We start from the raw sequence: 16,400 nt of genomic DNA, 5'->3' as shown, positions 1-16,400 counted from the left end.
TCAATGGGGTGCGTGAACGGTCTCCTGGACACGGGCTAACTCACGCAGACGCTTGTCGAATGAGCGACTAAAACAGATCTCCAGTCTGAGTTCGATCTCATTCAGCGACGGCTTTATAACCTTCGCTGACAACTTCATTTACAGCTCAGCCTTACACGCTAATTTCCCCTTATGTTCGGGTGATCGGTTCCGGCTTACCAAACAGGTAACCTTGGAACGCTCGGCAGCCGATAGCAATCAGCAACTCCAGTTGTTCGCGCTGCTCCACGCCTTCGGCTACCACCTCCAGGCCGAGGTTTTGCGCCAGGGTCACCACGGTGTGAGCGATGGCGCTGTCGGTGTTGTCGGTGAGGATTTCGTCGACGAAGGACTTGTCGATCTTCAGCTGATCCAGCGGCATGTGCTTGAGGTAGCTCATGGACGAATAGCCGGTGCCGAAGTCGTCCAGCGAGAAGCGCACGCCGACCTGGCGCAGTGCCTGCATCTTGCCGATGGTTACCGTCAGGTCGTGTTGCAGCATGGATTCGGTGATTTCCAGGCGCAGGCGGTTGGCCGGTGCGCCGCTGCTGGCCAGCACCTGCAGCACCTGCTGGACGAAATCGGCCTGGCTGAGCTGGCGGGCGCTGATATTCACGGCAATGGTCCAGACCTGGCGCATGGGGTCGTGCTGCCACTCGGCCAGCTGGCGGCAGGCGGTGGCCAGTACCCATTGGCCGATCGGAATAATCAGGCCGCTTTCCTCGGCCAGGGGAATGAACTGCGCCGTGGAAACCAGGCCGCGCTGCGGGTTTTGCCAACGCAGCAGGGCCTCAAAGCCGAGGATCTGCTCGTCGGCGTCGACTACCGATTGGTAGAACAGGCGCAGCTCATCCTGCTCCAGGGCCAGGCGCAGGTCCCGCTGCAGCAGGGCGCGCTGGTTGATTTCGCTCTGCAGGGCGTTATCGAAGAAGCACAGCTGGTCGCGCCCGGCATCCTTGGCTTTGTACAGCGCCATGTCGGCCCGCTTGATCAGTTCGTCGGCGTTCTGCAGCGTGCCATCGAACAACACCACGCCAATGCTCGGGGTGATCTGCGCCATATGGTCGTGGAGCTGATAGGGCGCGGACAGCACCTGGCGGATCTTCTCGCCAGTATCGCTGGCATGGTGCATGGCGCTTTCCTGGCTGTTGCCCAGCTCTTCGATGATCACCACGAACTCGTCGCCGCCCAGGCGCGCCACCGTGTCGCTCTGGCGCAGGGTGCCCTGCAGGCGCACGGCCACTTCCTTGAGCAGCTGGTCGCCGATCGGGTGGCCGAGGGTGTCGTTGATTTCCTTGAAGTGGTCCAGGTCCATCAGCAACAGGGCACCGTGCTGATTATGCCGTTGGCTGTTGTGCAGGGCGCGGATCAGGCGTTCGCTCATCAGGCGGCGGTTGGCCAGGCCGGTGAGGGCGTCGTGCAGGGCCATGCGCTGGGCGGCTTCTTCGATGCGCTTGCGCTTGGTGATGTCGGCGCGGATGGCGATGTACTGCTCGGGCAGGCCATCCTTGCCGATGAAGGGCATGATGGTGCTCTGCACCCAGTACAGCGAGCCGTCCTTGGCGCGGTTGCACACCTCGCCACTCCACACCTCGCCATGGCTGATGGTGCGCCACAGGTCCTGGAAAAATTCGCGCGGATGATGGCCGGAGTTGATCATTTTGTGGGTGCGGCCGACCAGTTCACTGCGGGCGTATTGGGAAATGGCGCAGAACTTGTCGTTAACCTGGGTGATTACCCCGCGGGCATCGGTGATGGCGACGATGGCGTGGGCATCCAGGGCGGCCTTGATCTCGGCGATTTCACGCAGTGAGTCAATCAACTGTCGGCGATTGTGCTCGCGTTCGCTGGTGTCGGTGAAAATCGCCAGCACCCCGGCTTCGCGGCCGCTGACCTGGCGTTCCGGCACCACCAGGCAGGAGGCATAGGCGCTGTTGCCGTCCGGGCGCAGGTATTGCAGGTCCAGGTCGCTGCGTATGCCGTCGAGGGCTTTGATCAGGTGTGGTCTGATCTGCTCGGCAACGTCGTCCAGCAGCAGATCGCCGATGGTTTGGCCGATCACGCTTTCCGGACGACGATCCTGGCTGCGGATTAGCGTCGGGTTGGCATAGCGCAGGTGCAGGTGCTCATCCAGGCGGGCGATGCCAACCGGCAGGTTGCTCAGCAGGTTGTGCAGTTCGGTTTCCTGTTCGCGAATGCGCTGCTCACGCACTTCCAGCAAACGATAGGGTTTGCGCACGGCAATCTGGAAGGCAGCCAGGTAGAAGAAGCAGTAGGCGGCCACCTTATAGATGTGGCCGAACAGGTTGATGAATTCCGAAGTCGTTCGGTATTGGGTAAACGCCAGGCCGCCCATCGCGGTAATGAAACAGGCCGCGCCCAGCCATAGATCGCGGCTGCTCTGAGTCTTGCGGCTACGCAGGAAGAACCACAGGGCCAGGCCCAGGTTGGCGACGCACAGGATGAGTTCGCAGGTGTTCTTCAGTGGCGTCAGGCCGCTGCCGGGGATATAGCTCAGCGGCAGCCATTGTGGGCGCTGAGTGGCGATCAGGAACAGGGCGGCGACCAGGACAATGCCTGCTATCAGCCAGGCATTGCGGCTGCCGGGTAGGCGCAACGACAGGGCTGCCAGGCAGAGAACGGCCACCTCGACCGCACGGCTGCTGAGCCAGAAAAAGATCGCCGTGTTGGTACTGCCATCCACCACCAGCCCCGGCATGCCGGCGAAATACAGGGTATGCAACATGTCCAGGCCGGCCACGCTGGCGAAGCCGAAGACCAAGGTCTGAGCTATGGGCTCGGCGTCATGATCAGGGGTATTCCAAGCAATAGTCACAATCATCAGCGAGACGCTGATGGCGAACATTTCCAGCAGGATATGCACCGAGAGGTAGTCGGCCGGACGGGCAGTGAAGATGGCAATCGGAGGCAGGCTCAGGGCCAGGGCCATCAGTACCAAGGCCAGGGCGCAGGTGCTCAGAGCCAGACTGCGGTGGTTCAGATAGAGAGGCTGCAAGGCGTTGTCCGGGGGCGCTGCTAGCGCCCGTTGTGCAGGATTATTAACTGTTGAAACGCTCGACCAGCGCGTGCAGGGAGCCTGCAGTGGACTGTAGCTGGCTGCCTAGGCGCGCGCTATTGCCGGTGACTTCGGCATTGTCGTTGGTGGCCTGGGAAATCGAGTTGATCTGCCGGGCAATATCCTCAGCGACCAGACTCTGCTGTTCGGCGGCAGCGGCCATCTGCTCGGCCATCTGATGGATGTTGTCGACCGTCTGGCTGATGCCCTGTAGCGACTGTTCGGTTTGCGCTACCCGCGCCACGCCGTTACGCGCTTCCTCGCTGCCGGCGCGAGCTACGCTCAAGGCACGTTCGGTTTCCTTATGCAGGCCCGTGATGATGCCCTGGATGACGTCGGTAGACTGGCGGGTCTTGGAGGCCAGGGCGCGCACTTCGTCGGCCACTACGGCAAAGCCACGGCCCTGCTCACCGGCGCGGGCTGCTTCGATGGCGGCATTCAGGGCCAGCAGGTTGGTCTGCTCGGCAATCGCGTGGATCATGCTGGCGGCTTGCTGGATGGAAGCGGTTTCATCGGCCAGTGACTGCACCGATTGGCCGATGCCATCGACAGTCTGCGCCAGTTGCTCGATGACCTGGCGGCTTTGCTGCGACTGCTGGGCGCCGGCCATAGCCAGTTCACTGGCCTGACGTGCTTCCTGAGCGGTTTGCTGGACGTGGCTGGAGACCTGATTGATCGACGCGGCCATCTCGTGCATCGCCGTGGCGGCCTGGTCAGCTTCATTGCGCTGGGCCTGCAGGGCACGTTCGGCCTGCTCGTTGAGGCGGCCGTTTTCCTTGGCCAGGGCGGCGGTCTGGTCGGCGAAGTCTCCCAGGCGGCAAAGCGCCGTGCGAATCCGTGCATCCTCGCTGATCAGTGCCAGGTGCAGCAGCGCCAGTGGCCCGGAGGCATCGCTGTAGGTGCGGGCCACCAGCGGGCTGTCGAATGTTTTTGGCGCTACTGCACGAGCCCGGCCGAGCAGCTGGCTGGAGTTGTGCAGGCTGGCAAAACCCTGCAGCCCAAGCAGGACCAAGGTCAGCAGCAACGCCGTGCCGGGCAATTCCAGGCTCCAGAGCGCCGCGCCGCTCACTACACCGAGCAGCGGCAGCACGAAGAAGCGTGCCAGTTGCGCGAATGCCTCGCCACGGCCGATGGCCGGGCGCCCCTGGTTCAGGCGCGCGTAGAGCGCTTCGGCACGGCGCACCTGCTCGCTGTTGGGTTTGCTGCGCACCGACTCGTAGCCGACGACCCGGCCGTTTTCCTGGATGGGCGTGACATAGGCGCTGACCCAATAGTGATCGCCGTTCTTGCAGCGGTTCTTGACGATGCCCATCCAGCTGCGTCCGGATTTTAGGTAGTCCCACATATGAGCGAACACGGCAGGCGGCATATCCGGGTGACGCACTAGGTTGTGCGGGCTGCCGACCAATTCCTCGCGGGTAAATCCGCTGATCTCGGCGAACTCGTCGTTGCAGTACGTGATGATCCCGCGGGTATCGGTGGCGGAAATGAGGTGCTGTTCTGCTGGGAAACTGCGTTCGCGGCCGCTGAGTGGTTGATTGATTCGCATGGGGAGGGCTCACCTGAATGATAGGCACATCGATAGCCTGGGAGGCAGTGGGTCTAGTCGGCTCTGTAAGCTGATCGTTTAGTCAAACTTTTTCACATTAGCAGGCACCCCTCTTGATGCTCCCCCCATAGAGGGGGGGCTAAAAGACAGGTGAACAGCCTGATAGTCACAACTGTCGAAGAGTGCTCCCCCTTGATAGGTATTAGGGCTGGCAAACAGTTGTCGACCTGCGGCGGCAAAAGTTGAGTGCAGCACCTGGCCTTTCCGGTACGGTGCTGCCCCTATGTCTTACTCCGAACTCAGCGTTGAAGAGCGCGTCATTTAAATCGGTCATGCCCAAGGTTTCAGCCTGCGTAGGATTACCTGCTTGATCACCCGATCCCCTTCGACCATCAGCCGGGAGCTGCGCCGCAATCGAGATGCCTGCGGTTGTTACTCGGCCCGTGCGGCCCGGCAGCAGATGCAGGCCCGCCGCTAGGTTTGTCGACCGATGCGAAAGCTGTTGCTGGGTAGCGAGCGCTTCGAGTTGGTGGCCCATCTGCTGCGTGAGCGTTTGTCTCCCGATCAGATTGCCCGCAAGCATGCGCAGCATGAAGACTCCCAACCTCAGAGAGGCCTACGTCTGTCGCAAGACGATCAATAACGCGATCTATGCCCTGCCGGTCGGTGAACTGCGCAAGGAGCTTATCATCTGCCTGCGCCAAAGCAAGACGACGCGCAGACCGCGCTATGGCGGTGTGGATCGGCGCGGCCTGATCCCTGAGATGGTCAGCATTCATGTGCGTCCGCCGGAGATCGAAGACCGGCTGATGCCGGGGTATTGGGAGGCGACCTGACCAAGGGTAAGGCTAACGCCTCGTCTGTAGGCACGTTGGTGGTGCGCGCCAGCGCCGACCCACAGAGAGCAGTTCCTGGTAGATATGGTGATATTGCACCGTGTTGCGCGGTCGGCTACCAGGCAGCGGCGCTTTCGGTCGGCCAGTTCACTTTGATGGTACCGCTCGGGTGTGGGATTTCCAGACAGATAGTCGATGACGCGGAATCCGACTTTGTCCCAATAGCCTGCAAGGACAGAGGAATGAAAGCAGGTTGCAGCGCCATGGCTTTCTGCGTGTGCACTCGGATCCATTTATGGACGAGGTTTGCGTTGAGGCTGTGGCTCAGCGCAACGCTGGCAATCGAGGCCCCGGGCTGGGCGCACTCTTGAATAATCTGGGCCTTGAAGGATTTGGAGTAGGAACGGCGTTGTGGCTGCATGAAAGACCCGCTTAAAAGGCTAGAAATGGTGTCCACTTAAATCAGGTGGACACCATCGCCTTTGGCGTCGGGGCCAGGAAGGTGTGTTGGCCGGACGGATACGTTCACACGACTTACGCTACAACAGCAAATTGAGGAGTGGGCAGAGTTTTCCCTCATAAAACCCCACCCAAAAAACCTAGCGATACATCTTAAGCTTCTGCCCGACGCCGTGCACAGGAAAACTTCCCAACCATGAATCTTTAGTCCGGCACCCTATGTACGCGCAATATATTCAATAGCCTCATCCAAGCCTCTGAACACTCGAGTTGAGCACTGTCGAACCATTTCAAAATAGCGCTTAACTGAAGGATCTTCAATCTGGTCGACCAAGTATATTGTTTTACCTAGAGCCTTTGCGTACCCAATTTCCAATGCCAGTGCGTAACCTGCAGGATTGGATGCCTCCATGTTCGCCAATATAATTTCAGAATCACGGACAGCCGCCAAGTCCCAGCGCGTGTATTCAACAGGATCATCAATGCAATGGGCGCCAGGATCCAAAATAACAAAATTTTTGAGCCTAGCTTTCACACTCTCTTGCCAACCAGAATGAAACCCTCCAGCAAGGTAGATTTTTCTATGGATTACCGGCATTGGGGCCTCTCTTAAACTTAATTTCTGCAAAAGCTACCGAGAATGGTGTACTCATAGCTCGGGCATAAAAGACATTGGCCTGCTTAAAAAGAAAAACAGCCGCACTGAAGAGCAGAATAGCTTGCACTCCCCAAGGAGCGACCCGCTCATATCCGTATAAGAGCTCAGGAAAAAAAGATAAGCAGATGAGATAATCAACGCCAATAAGAACCAAAGCTGTTCCGACCCCGCTGCATAACAGCGAGATAAACATAAATCTTCGCCCAAGTGAAGCCGCCTCATCCGAAATCGACAAAGCAACACTTCGAAGATCATGAAACTGCCAAACAGCTTGACCGGCACCTTGCAATTCGTCTACGAGCTCATTAAACAACTTGTAAGACTGTCTCGTCCGAGCTTTTGATTCGTCAAAATCGCTTATTACCTTTACAAATTTAAGTAATGGCTTCATCGCAGTCTCATTCACTGCCAATAGCAGGTGCCCCACAGCAAAGAGCAAACCTGCCATTGTCAATGCCACACCAGCACCGTCACTTAACTTGGCTAACAACTTAATATAGTCAGGCCCCAGGTGCATTATTACCAACCCGATTGCCAACACTAAGCCCGGAACCCATGCGCCGATTAGATCATTAAAAAACCTCGTAATCGTCTCAACGGCATCATCAACCTTCACTAGTCTCTCCTAGTTCAGCATTATCGGAGTATATTGCTGCCACCGCGATTTCGATATCTTGATCTGAAAGAAACGGAGCTTGGGCGAATACTAAGCCCTGTTCCCCGTTGAGCTTAGCTGCCATATGCCCCCTACCTAGCAAAAGCTCTGCGCCTGGCCTATCAAGAGCTATTTTAGAGGTGGCTTCGCTGGAAACCTTTAAGATCAAACGATTACCTAAATTCTCGCGAAGCTGCATAGGCATCACATCTTTATCCGGACGCTGGGCCGCGAATATCAAATGTATCCCTGCCGCACGAGCCTTCACTCCGAGCCGTTGAACTGCGGCACCGACCGCTGCCTTGTAAGCATCGTCGAGCATCCAATCAGCAAACTCGTCATGAACCAGGAAAACCATCGGCAAACGGTCTGCGGCTGAAACTTTCGAATTATAGGTCGGTAAGTCGCGAGCCCTTGCTTTAGCAAAGGCGCGGTAGCGATCCTCCATTTCTTGAACCAGGGCGCCCAAGACCTCGGCAGCCTTTTCCTTGGTGGTAACAATTTCATCTCGCATATGTGGTAAATCGGCCAATGGCGCGTAGTCCACTCCCATCTTGGGATCTATCAAGATAATTTGAGCCAAATTTTTGGGGTTGGTCGCCGCAATATCCAATATAAGGGCCTGAATCAGAACCGATTTGCCACTACCCGTAGCTCCAGCCACCAAAGAATGTGGCTCATGCGATGAAAGCCCACCGAACTCAGTTCCCAGATTCAAATACAGCAACGCGCCATTAATCTCCTGAAGTCCCAACAAGAATGAGGTGTTGATACCCGCAACGTTTCTATTGAGCTCTCGACGTGACCAAAGCTCCCAAAGCGACACAGCCTGCCGCCTTCCTCCTGCGACCGTCACCACGATCTCTCCTGGCTTAGGTTGGACGGTTACTAGATTGATAGCGTGAGTAGTGAGCAGCTGTGTTCTTTTATTTTCGATATCTTCGACACGTAAGCGATCAGAACCCGCCAGACGAACGAGGCAGCCATTTGGAGTCAAGCGAGTGCCGAGGATCGCCGCCTGAAGACCGTAGCTGTTTAGCGCAGATTTGAGCTTCTTAGTGATCTCTTCGGACCACTCCTCCCGCTCAGCATCGGCCTGCGCACTGCCGGAGAATTTGGACGCAACTAGATCAGATAGCCCGCCACCAGAGTTGGTAGTCGCAGCGACAAGCTGGTCCGAATCTGAATCACCATTAGCTACAGAGACAAGAGTCAGTTCCTCCATTACAACCGAAGGCTCGGCCACTGGGTAAGTCGGCGAAGCCTTCTCGCCGTTTTTGTCTAATGACGAGACTTCTTCAACAAAGGTATCGATCAGTCCACTCGATAGCTGCGCCATTGCGGCCATCCAGGGTACTCGCGGGGCGGGCATTTTAAAGTGGTGTCCGCCCCAAGGCTGCTGGGGCCCAATCCCTGATCGAACTTCGTGGCCACCAGAGCCTTTGGCATAGGCTTCAGCGAGCTTTCGCAGATCCGGTCGATCGAATACCTCTTGCCAAGCCATTACGCCTTCTGTCTCATCCAAAAGCTCTTGCTCAGTAGAAGAGGCAGCTCCCGCGTCCGAGGTGTGGACGTAAACATGCGAATAGCCACGCAACGAAATCTCTACATCACCCTCTCGCAGTTTGGCTCGAGCACGCTCCATTAAGCCCGTCATACCAGGCGGGATGTCGGCATCTAATAGCATGTCTGCCAAACGGGCCAACCAAACATCCCGATCAAGACGACCCGGATCACCAAAAAGAGCTTCACGGAACATGCCCAATGTTGCCAACAATTGATCCTTGGAGCCTCGTCGAGCCTGAGCGAGCCCATCGACACTGACATATTTCGACTCAACAATTGAAATGACGACACGAACGGTTTCCTCGTGTTCCTCAACGTTTAGCGCCAAAATATCCGCGATACGGCTTTCAGGCTGGGATAGCCAACTTGCGTAATCGTCGAGCAGAAAATAGGCGGTTAAGACCTGCCCACCGTTCGACGAGGCCTGGAACTCCTCTGCGAGCAGGTGACGACTTAGCACAAGACCAAGCATCTCTCCTGCAGAAACGCCTCGCTTGGCCGCCCGCAGTACGATATCTCCAGAGACTGACAGCGCATCGCGCTTCGCCTTGTCGGCAGTTGCCTGAAGCTCGTCGGATCCGAGCTGGAGATTCAACTCTTCCAATCGCCGGCGAACCAGCACACCCAACAACCGGAGTTCCGAGGTTGAGCTCACAATCATATTGCGGCCGTTAGTCGAGTTTCGACGGTAGCGCACCACTGTGATGTTGTTGTGCTGGAGCTGTCGCTTGTCGAGTAGTTCGTCGTAGGTAGCCACCCATTCGGCCAACTCGTGCGCATCCTTGATCATTGCAGCCAACGCTGGACTTTGTAGAGAAATACGACGCGCAGGCAAGAATCGCTCCTCAGGCATAGCATCCGTCTGCCGGCAAACCGCTGCGACCGCCGACACATATGCCCAGCCTGAAGCCGTTTGCCATGGACAGGTCAGGAATGTGGTTGACTTCAGCTCGTTCTCGCCCGACACGCTCCGATAAGACCAGCGCGAGGGGGCATGATCCAAATTTGGTCGGTCATTGGTCCACTGTACGGGAAGCCATTCTGTTTGGGCCTCCCGTGCGACTACGTCATGCAGGAAGGCCACATCGAAAGCCTTGAAGCCTTGCGCACTCTCACTCGGAGTCGCCGAGAGGGGAGTCACAGAAATACGCAACTTGGAGATGAAGTTATCACTGGTCTCGCTGACCACTGGCAGATCAGGATCGTCTCCGGCCTTGTTGACCAGCTCGCCATACACTCGTCGCAGCTTTCCTGGATCTGAGTGGCGAACAGAAACGCTACATTGGAGCTTGCCATCCTCTTGGATTGAGGAGAGTTCCCGCACTGTGGCCAGCGGTAGCTCGGCTGCATCGGCATTATAAAGCACAACGCTAAGGTTGCTTGCCTCGTGGGGCTGCAGCCCCACATAGCGTTCCAAAAGCTCACGCGCCTGTTTTGCTGCAGCCGTCGGATCGACATCGGTCATAGCTCCTGCAGCCCCACGCGTGGGCGACTCCAAAAGGCTATAGCCGTTGATTGTGCTGCTTTCCGATACCAGCACCAGAGCTCCGTTCCGATTGAGAACTGCGATCTCTGGATAGAACGGATGAGCGATCTCGTCAGTGAGCTCCCGCATAAAAATTTCGCGGTCGCCATAGAGAATGCTACCGCTGGAAAGCAAATGAGTGGCGAAACCAGCTACGCGTCGCGTCTTTACCGCAAGTGCCTTCATTCGTTCTGGATGCCACGGGGGAATGATTATTGCGAGGTTATCGCCTGCAATCCGAACCGTGCCCACAGATAGTATTTCAGAGACCAGGCGCGAACGACATACATCGCCACGGGCATGTGCCATCAGAGTGTTCAACAGTTCCGCGTAAGACTCCGCTTGACGCATAACGGCATCGCCATGCAGCCCGGTCGTGACGAAGTCCTCCATCGCTTTGATGTAGTCCTCCTCGAACTTATCCCAAGAAGCCTTTACCTCATTTTGCTGATGAGCCGTGAGCCTACCCTCCTGGGCGAGCTCTTTGATCCGAGTCTTGATCACATGGCGCAGGCTTTGGAGCTTACTGACTGCAGGGACCAGTGACCCTGCATCAGTCGAGTACGTCGCCTCCAACGTCCCAGTGTCGAGTAACGAGACGTTTTGCACCCCCCCCTTCTTGCTCACTAACTTACGGGGTACTTCGGTACAACCTACTGCCCCCTTTTCCAAGAGGCGACGCATGTCGGCGGCCAAAGAAAGACCAATCACCGTTGGCTTGTAGCTCCAAAGGAGCTGCGTCTTAGCCAGCACCGTCTCTTTATCGTTAGCAACCTGAATTAAGGCCACGTCAAATTTGATCTGCAGGGCTAAGCGCGATAACGACAGATTCGGACGAACCTTGTTCTTCTTATCGTTGCGAAGTTTCTTTTCCTCGGCGAAGAAGGCTTCATAGTCGAAGAGGGGGTCGGGTAAATTTGCATTCCCCATCCGCTCAACCTTCCACTCGACTTTGGAGCCCATAAGCTCCTTTAAACCGCGGTACATAGCCGAGAAGTAGCAGCCGGCATCGTAGTTGAATCGCTCACGCCACTCCTTTCGGCCCTTAGTCACAGTGAAGCGTAGGATCCGCTCTCCTTCTGGATCGCGCAGACCAGCATGCAAACTGTTGACCACACGAGCGAAGCCCTCGAAGAAGTCATTGCAGTCAATGGGCTTGCCATAGAGAGCCTTTTCCCAGCGCGAGCAAAGCTTGGTGTCTTGCTCCAAGAGTCTTCGTTGCTTAACGAAAAACTCTTCATCCTCTTCAGTGAAATCTGAGCGTCGCTCACGGCCTTTCAAGTCCTCCAATAGCTTGCGGCTCTCAGCATCAAGTGAGTCCTCCTGATCGCACTCATGATCGAAGAAACGGATCGTCGACTCTGCTAAACCAAGTTGCTGCTCTTTGGGTTTGTCGAAGGCAAGGTATACGCCATCGCTTTCCCACTCGAATTGGGCAAGGACATCGGATGCTTCTGGATCTCCAGCAGGGGCGGCGGCGAAAGCATAGAGAGCTTGACGGGCACCCTCCGAAATTTCTGAAGCATTAGCATCGACTCGCTCGGTAATCTCCTCCGGGTCAAGAGCTTGGCCATTCTGGCGGAGTTTTTTGAGCAGCGGCGCACGCTGAGAAAAGAGTTTGATAAAAGCCTTGTGCCAGGGCTTGCGCGATTCCGCGAAAGTCTTCGCATTCGAGAAATAGGTGCTGTCTCTAGGGAGTCCTGAGCATGGCAAGGCGAAACCAACCGCATCACGGATGGGCAGCCCGTACGTGGCGATAGCCTCAACGATGGCAGAGCAAAATTCGCCAAGCTGCACTAACGAAAGCTCCGAGGATGCTAATAACCCGCTAAGAGCTGCATGGAACACCGCTCGGTCGTCGGGGACTGGTGAAATACCACCAGAGTGGAGCGTGGCCTCGACCCACGGCTGAGGATCAGCTCGCATTTCCTTAGCGCCTATGGCCATGACGTGACCCAAGGTGTCCGCAAGGTTGTGTTCATTGCCATTGGCCGTAAGAATTGCAGCCTTGACGGTCAGAGCGTTGTTGCGCACGTAGCCTGCGTTATGTGGTATCAGAATGCCAGGCGGCAGGCCTTGACCTCCTACCAAGGCCTCCGGGATCATGAGATCCACTTGGGCGACCAAGTCCGGATTGGCAAGGATAGCTCGCGCTACTGCTGCAATCTGACTGGCTGAAAGCTTATCCAGCCTGAAGAGCGCGGCCAAATCACCGGATTGAAGAGGATTGGATATACGTTGGGCAAGAATGTCCGCGCCAACGCGTCCAATAATGCGATCGGTCAGCATGCGGCTTCTCCCTGAAACGCGAACGGGTTTTCGACAAACGAGCAGGAGTCGGAGAGCCTGCGAACCAAGCCCAAACTGACGAGACGGGCTTCAAGATTGGTTCGGTTCTCGTTGAGCTCTTCTTGGTCAACTAGCTTGGCGCCGACTAGGCGCGCCCCCTCGGCATCACCTATTACCAAGCCATAGCGGTGCTTGGCTTCAGCGAGAAACTCATCGAACTGCATACGGTCTGTAACGATGGAGATCACTATCGACTTGAGCAATCTATCGTTCGGCGCGTAGCGAGTACGTCTCGAGAGCCGGCGTGAGCTGAGCCCGATAGCACGCGACCATGACGCGTGAATCTTGCCGACATGCTGCGCATGACGCGCCAAGGCATTCTCAACTAGTTTGGCAACTAATTCTTCTGGGCTCTTATCGATGGAGTCTTCATCGTCACCGGCATCAGTCGGCGGCCACTGAAAGCGATCACGCATGAGTTTCACACGCTCAGCATCCGGAAACTCCACGGATTCAGCAGCAGCCCACCCAACATCCGACCGGATTGACTCGATATGAGCTCGCACTGCCTTTGCTGGCAGCCCCTGATTGAATTGATAACTATCGCCAGAAAGCGCTCGCACCTTCGTGCGCTCCTTGGAGACGATTTCGCAAACAATTTCGACCGGATCGTCATCGCCAGCTACCCTCTTCGCACGCTCTAAGAAGTAGAGCAGCATGTTCAGACCGGTGATCGCAATCAAATGCTCCAAGGCATCGTAGATCGGCATATCCGTGTTCAAGATCGACAACCAGTCGTCGCAAATTTGGTCGAATCGTTCATTGGCAGCCTCGGGCAGATAGCCCGCACGCCTTGGTTCTTCGGCACTCTGAGGCATACCTTGCAGAGCCCTTACTAATCGGTTCATCGGCGCCTGATGGTCAAATAGACGCCTGGCGAGGATGCCACCGAGCTCCTCTCCACGCTTGGCCCGTGAGAGGATGAGATAGAGCAACTCACCAGTACGAGCGAAGAAGCGACGATCGTTGCTCATCCCCCCTTTCGCATTGATCGCTAAGTCCTCATAAAGAGCATCAGGACCGAAAGGAAAGACAAACTTAGAACTCCAACGCTTGTTACTGCGAGACTCAAATGACGAGGAACGCAGCAGTTCAATTGCCTTTGCAAAATCATCAAAGCTAGTGAACGAGCGACGGAGATAGGTCATGTCTTCATCACCATTACCTGTTGCTCCCTGCCTAAAACGCTCAAACCACTGCTTCCACTTCTCCTCATCAGACGCGGCGCTCTCCGCAATCGATTCAACGTAAGGATTGTTGAACAGAAGCCCACGCAAGCGAATTTGCCGCTGCGGCCTGAACATGACTGAGCCGCCCAGCTCTTGATGAGGCCTGAGCGGATGTTCCATATTCGATCCGAATACGCCCAAGAACTCCAGAACAGTCAGGTGAGGAAGCTGCTCGTCATAAAGTCGATGTCCCCAAATGTTCTCATCGACGCAAAAGTCGACGCTTTTAATCTCAGGCCTCTTGATGATTACACTCATTCCGAGACCCTCACAGTCACTGGACGCGAAAAACCGCGACCACCTGGCTCTATATCGATGAAGTTAAGTGTCAGTACAGAGGCCTCACCTCCGACTTCGTCATCATCACCAGCCACGCTGGCCTTTTTGACAATCTCAGCCTTACGCAAAAGCTTCGCCTTGAATGCCAGCAGATCTTCGAGACATTCGTTGGAGAAGCTCGCGGGCAAAGCACCCTCAGCCACCCGCGAGAGGAACTCATGACGAATAGGGGTCAAGTCAAAAGCAACTGAATTGCTCAAGCCCACAGCAAGCGAAATGTCGAGACGAGGGCGGCCGGTCTCCTCGACAAGCCTAATCGCCATGCCAACGCCGCCTTGTCGACGGGAAAGCGTCTCATAATCGCAAAGCACGCTTACTCGGCTTTGAGTAAAACCTCCCGAGCTTGCGATGAAAATGCGATCTTCGTTTTCGAGGAGAAGACCTGTTAATACTCGGTTAAGACCCTTAGCGATTCGTCCACGAATCGTCTCGCTTACTGGTTTCTGCGCTTTGAGCGCATCGATAATTTCCAAGTAGTCTCCAGCAAAGCAGAAGGCTGTCATCGACCAATGCGGATAGCCTCCTTCCCCATCCGGAAGTGTGAAGAAAAGCCTGCGTCGCTGGTCTTCAAGCATTGTAAGGAACTCGGAAGCCCCCCCTTCCAAACGGGAGCCCTCATACCCTTCTAAATAGGCGTCCTGGGCAGCGCGAAACGCGGCCGTGGCCCCGTAGATCGGATCGCTTGCGACCAAGCGGCCGAAGTCGGCTTGCAGCCGCGAGTCATCCTTGCCATAAACCAGAAGCCCATCAGCAGCATTGGTGGACTCATCGCCTACTCCAAAGCTGGACATCGCCTTGAAGATGGGACGATCAGACGTTCTTCGTTTAAGGAGGTTGGCCCCGAAGGCATTGGAATAGACACTAGCTTTACCAAGGTCCCCTCCTCCCTGAATCTTCGCAACATCTGCGCAAGTCAGCAGGTTGTCTTTTGCCTGCTTGGCATCGGAACAACCAAGGATCATATTCGAACACAGCGCAAGTAAGTCACGTATAGGGAGGTGCAGCCCATTGTGCCTGGCAATTTCTACCAGATCGCCCAAGCGGCGTGAGAGCTGTCCACCATCTGAATCACCCAAAAGTCTGCGGCGATTCTCATTGATGGGACAAACTTTATCTTCAGTCTGAAGTGCACAGCGATTGCAGTTGTCCCATTCGGGATGCCCTGCCACAGCCATGGCCACTTCGTCTAACGTTTTGCGGCTAGTAGAGCGGCTGAGATCGAACACCGCTAGGCGTTCAGGAGCCGGGCCGGCCTGTAGAAAGCGCTCTTGCAGCGGCTTGCGAAGTGGGTGATCCCGCTCTTGGCGTCGGCCTAAATCACGGAGACGATCAAGAATTTGACCATGGTTTGCGGCAAGGATCACGACCTCAGAGTCCTCGCCCTCTAGCACCGACCTTTCGAGTCGCTGCAATGGCAAATCGCTCTCCTCGCCATTGAGCTCAGAAAGGTCCTTGATAAAGATAGCCAAGCGTCCATCTGCCAGCTGCAATTCTTTCACGTTACCTTTGGCGGCCCAAGCATCGGGGTCTCCACCAATACGTTCCCACAAGGCACGGCAATGGTACGTCTTACCATCACCAGCAGTTCCGGCGATCAAGATAGACCCCGGCGCCTTGGATTCAATGTGTCGAACCATGTCCTCTAAAAAAGGTGCTGATAGGCTAATTGGCTTGACCCTTGCCTGTGCCAATGCCCTCGAAACATACTCGTCGAACATCGCTAGATTGGTCGATGACGGCCCATAGCTACGCAAAAAATGAACCCAAGCACTTGATGGTGGAGCCTCAACGTCAGCACGCCGTACGGAGCCGCCACGACCTTTACCGGCCTGCAGAATCCGCTGATCAATCAGTGCGTCACGTGTTTCCCAATAAAACTCATCAGTTATATGGGGGAACTGAATTCTGAGCCGCTCTAGCAGCGACTGGTTGCCAATACTAGAACCATCGGCGGGAACGGCGGCCAGCAAGGCCTCAACCAACTCATTCATTCACAACACTCCCCTGCAGCCCGCGGCAACACGGGCCAGCCAAAATCAGATATGGCGACCAATAAACTGGAATAAATCAGTGGGAAACTGACGCTAATAGCCTGGCAAAGACCTACGCTCATGAAGAGCCATCCCTGGGGGCAACCAATC

Annotated in this window: 8 protein-coding genes and 1 pseudogene; 1 reads left to right on the top strand and 8 read right to left on the bottom strand. The window is 56.1% G+C overall.

The annotated features are described in order from the left end of the window. Window positions 1–169: 169 nt before the first annotated feature. Window positions 170–3,034 carry an EAL domain-containing protein gene (locus CRN80_RS31975; protein WP_198342814.1) on the bottom strand — a complete coding sequence of 955 codons (2,865 nt, stop codon included), beginning with the start codon at window positions 3,032–3,034 and terminating at the stop codon, window positions 170–172. A 43-nt stretch (window positions 3,035–3,077) separates the two neighbouring features. Continuing rightward, window positions 3,078–4,643 carry a PAS domain-containing methyl-accepting chemotaxis protein gene (locus CRN80_RS12460; protein ID WP_060772730.1) on the bottom strand — a complete coding sequence of 522 codons (1,566 nt, stop codon included), beginning with the start codon at window positions 4,641–4,643 and terminating at the stop codon, window positions 3,078–3,080. A 325-nt stretch (window positions 4,644–4,968) separates the two neighbouring features. Between CRN80_RS12460 and CRN80_RS12455 the strand changes: the two are divergent. Further along, window positions 4,969–5,532: pseudogene (locus CRN80_RS12455) on the top strand (IS30 family transposase); the annotation flags it as partial. Window positions 5,533–5,594: 62 nt separating this feature from the next. Here CRN80_RS12455 and CRN80_RS12450 read toward each other — a convergent pair. The 6 genes from CRN80_RS12450 to CRN80_RS12425 form a co-directional block, all read right to left on the bottom strand. Continuing rightward, window positions 5,595–5,900 carry a transposase gene (locus CRN80_RS12450; protein ID WP_047302739.1) on the bottom strand — a complete coding sequence of 102 codons (306 nt, stop codon included), beginning with the start codon at window positions 5,898–5,900 and terminating at the stop codon, window positions 5,595–5,597. 255 nt (window positions 5,901–6,155) lie between these two features. Then, window positions 6,156–6,536, bottom strand: a complete 381-nt coding sequence (locus tag CRN80_RS12445) for a nucleoside 2-deoxyribosyltransferase domain-containing protein (RefSeq protein ID WP_098950248.1) — start codon at window positions 6,534–6,536, stop codon at window positions 6,156–6,158. Then, window positions 6,520–7,212 (bottom strand): hypothetical protein, encoded by a 693-nt coding sequence (locus tag CRN80_RS12440; RefSeq protein ID WP_098950247.1) that lies wholly within the window; start codon window positions 7,210–7,212, stop codon window positions 6,520–6,522. The genes CRN80_RS12445 and CRN80_RS12440 overlap by 17 nt, the downstream gene beginning before the upstream one ends. Beyond that, window positions 7,202–12,631, bottom strand: coding sequence for an FtsK/SpoIIIE domain-containing protein (locus CRN80_RS12435; protein ID WP_098950246.1), 5,430 nt, complete (start codon window positions 12,629–12,631; stop codon window positions 7,202–7,204). Before CRN80_RS12435 ends, CRN80_RS12440 begins: the two co-directional genes overlap by 11 nt. Further along, entirely contained in the window at window positions 12,625–14,178 is a 1,554-nt protein-coding gene (locus CRN80_RS12430; protein ID WP_098950245.1) for a hypothetical protein, read from the bottom strand. The genes CRN80_RS12435 and CRN80_RS12430 overlap by 7 nt, the downstream gene beginning before the upstream one ends. After that, window positions 14,175–16,250 carry a hypothetical protein gene (locus tag CRN80_RS12425; protein ID WP_098950244.1) on the bottom strand — a complete coding sequence of 692 codons (2,076 nt, stop codon included), beginning with the start codon at window positions 16,248–16,250 and terminating at the stop codon, window positions 14,175–14,177. The genes CRN80_RS12430 and CRN80_RS12425 overlap by 4 nt, the downstream gene beginning before the upstream one ends. Window positions 16,251–16,400: the final 150 nt, after the last annotated feature.

Origin of the sequence: Pseudomonas sp. FDAARGOS_380 (assembly GCF_002591235.1) — a bacterium.
Lineage (GTDB): Bacteria > Pseudomonadota > Gammaproteobacteria > Pseudomonadales > Pseudomonadaceae > Aquipseudomonas > Aquipseudomonas salmasensis.
Note: the sequence above shows the minus strand (reverse complement) of the source record. Positions and strands in the feature narration are given on the sequence as shown.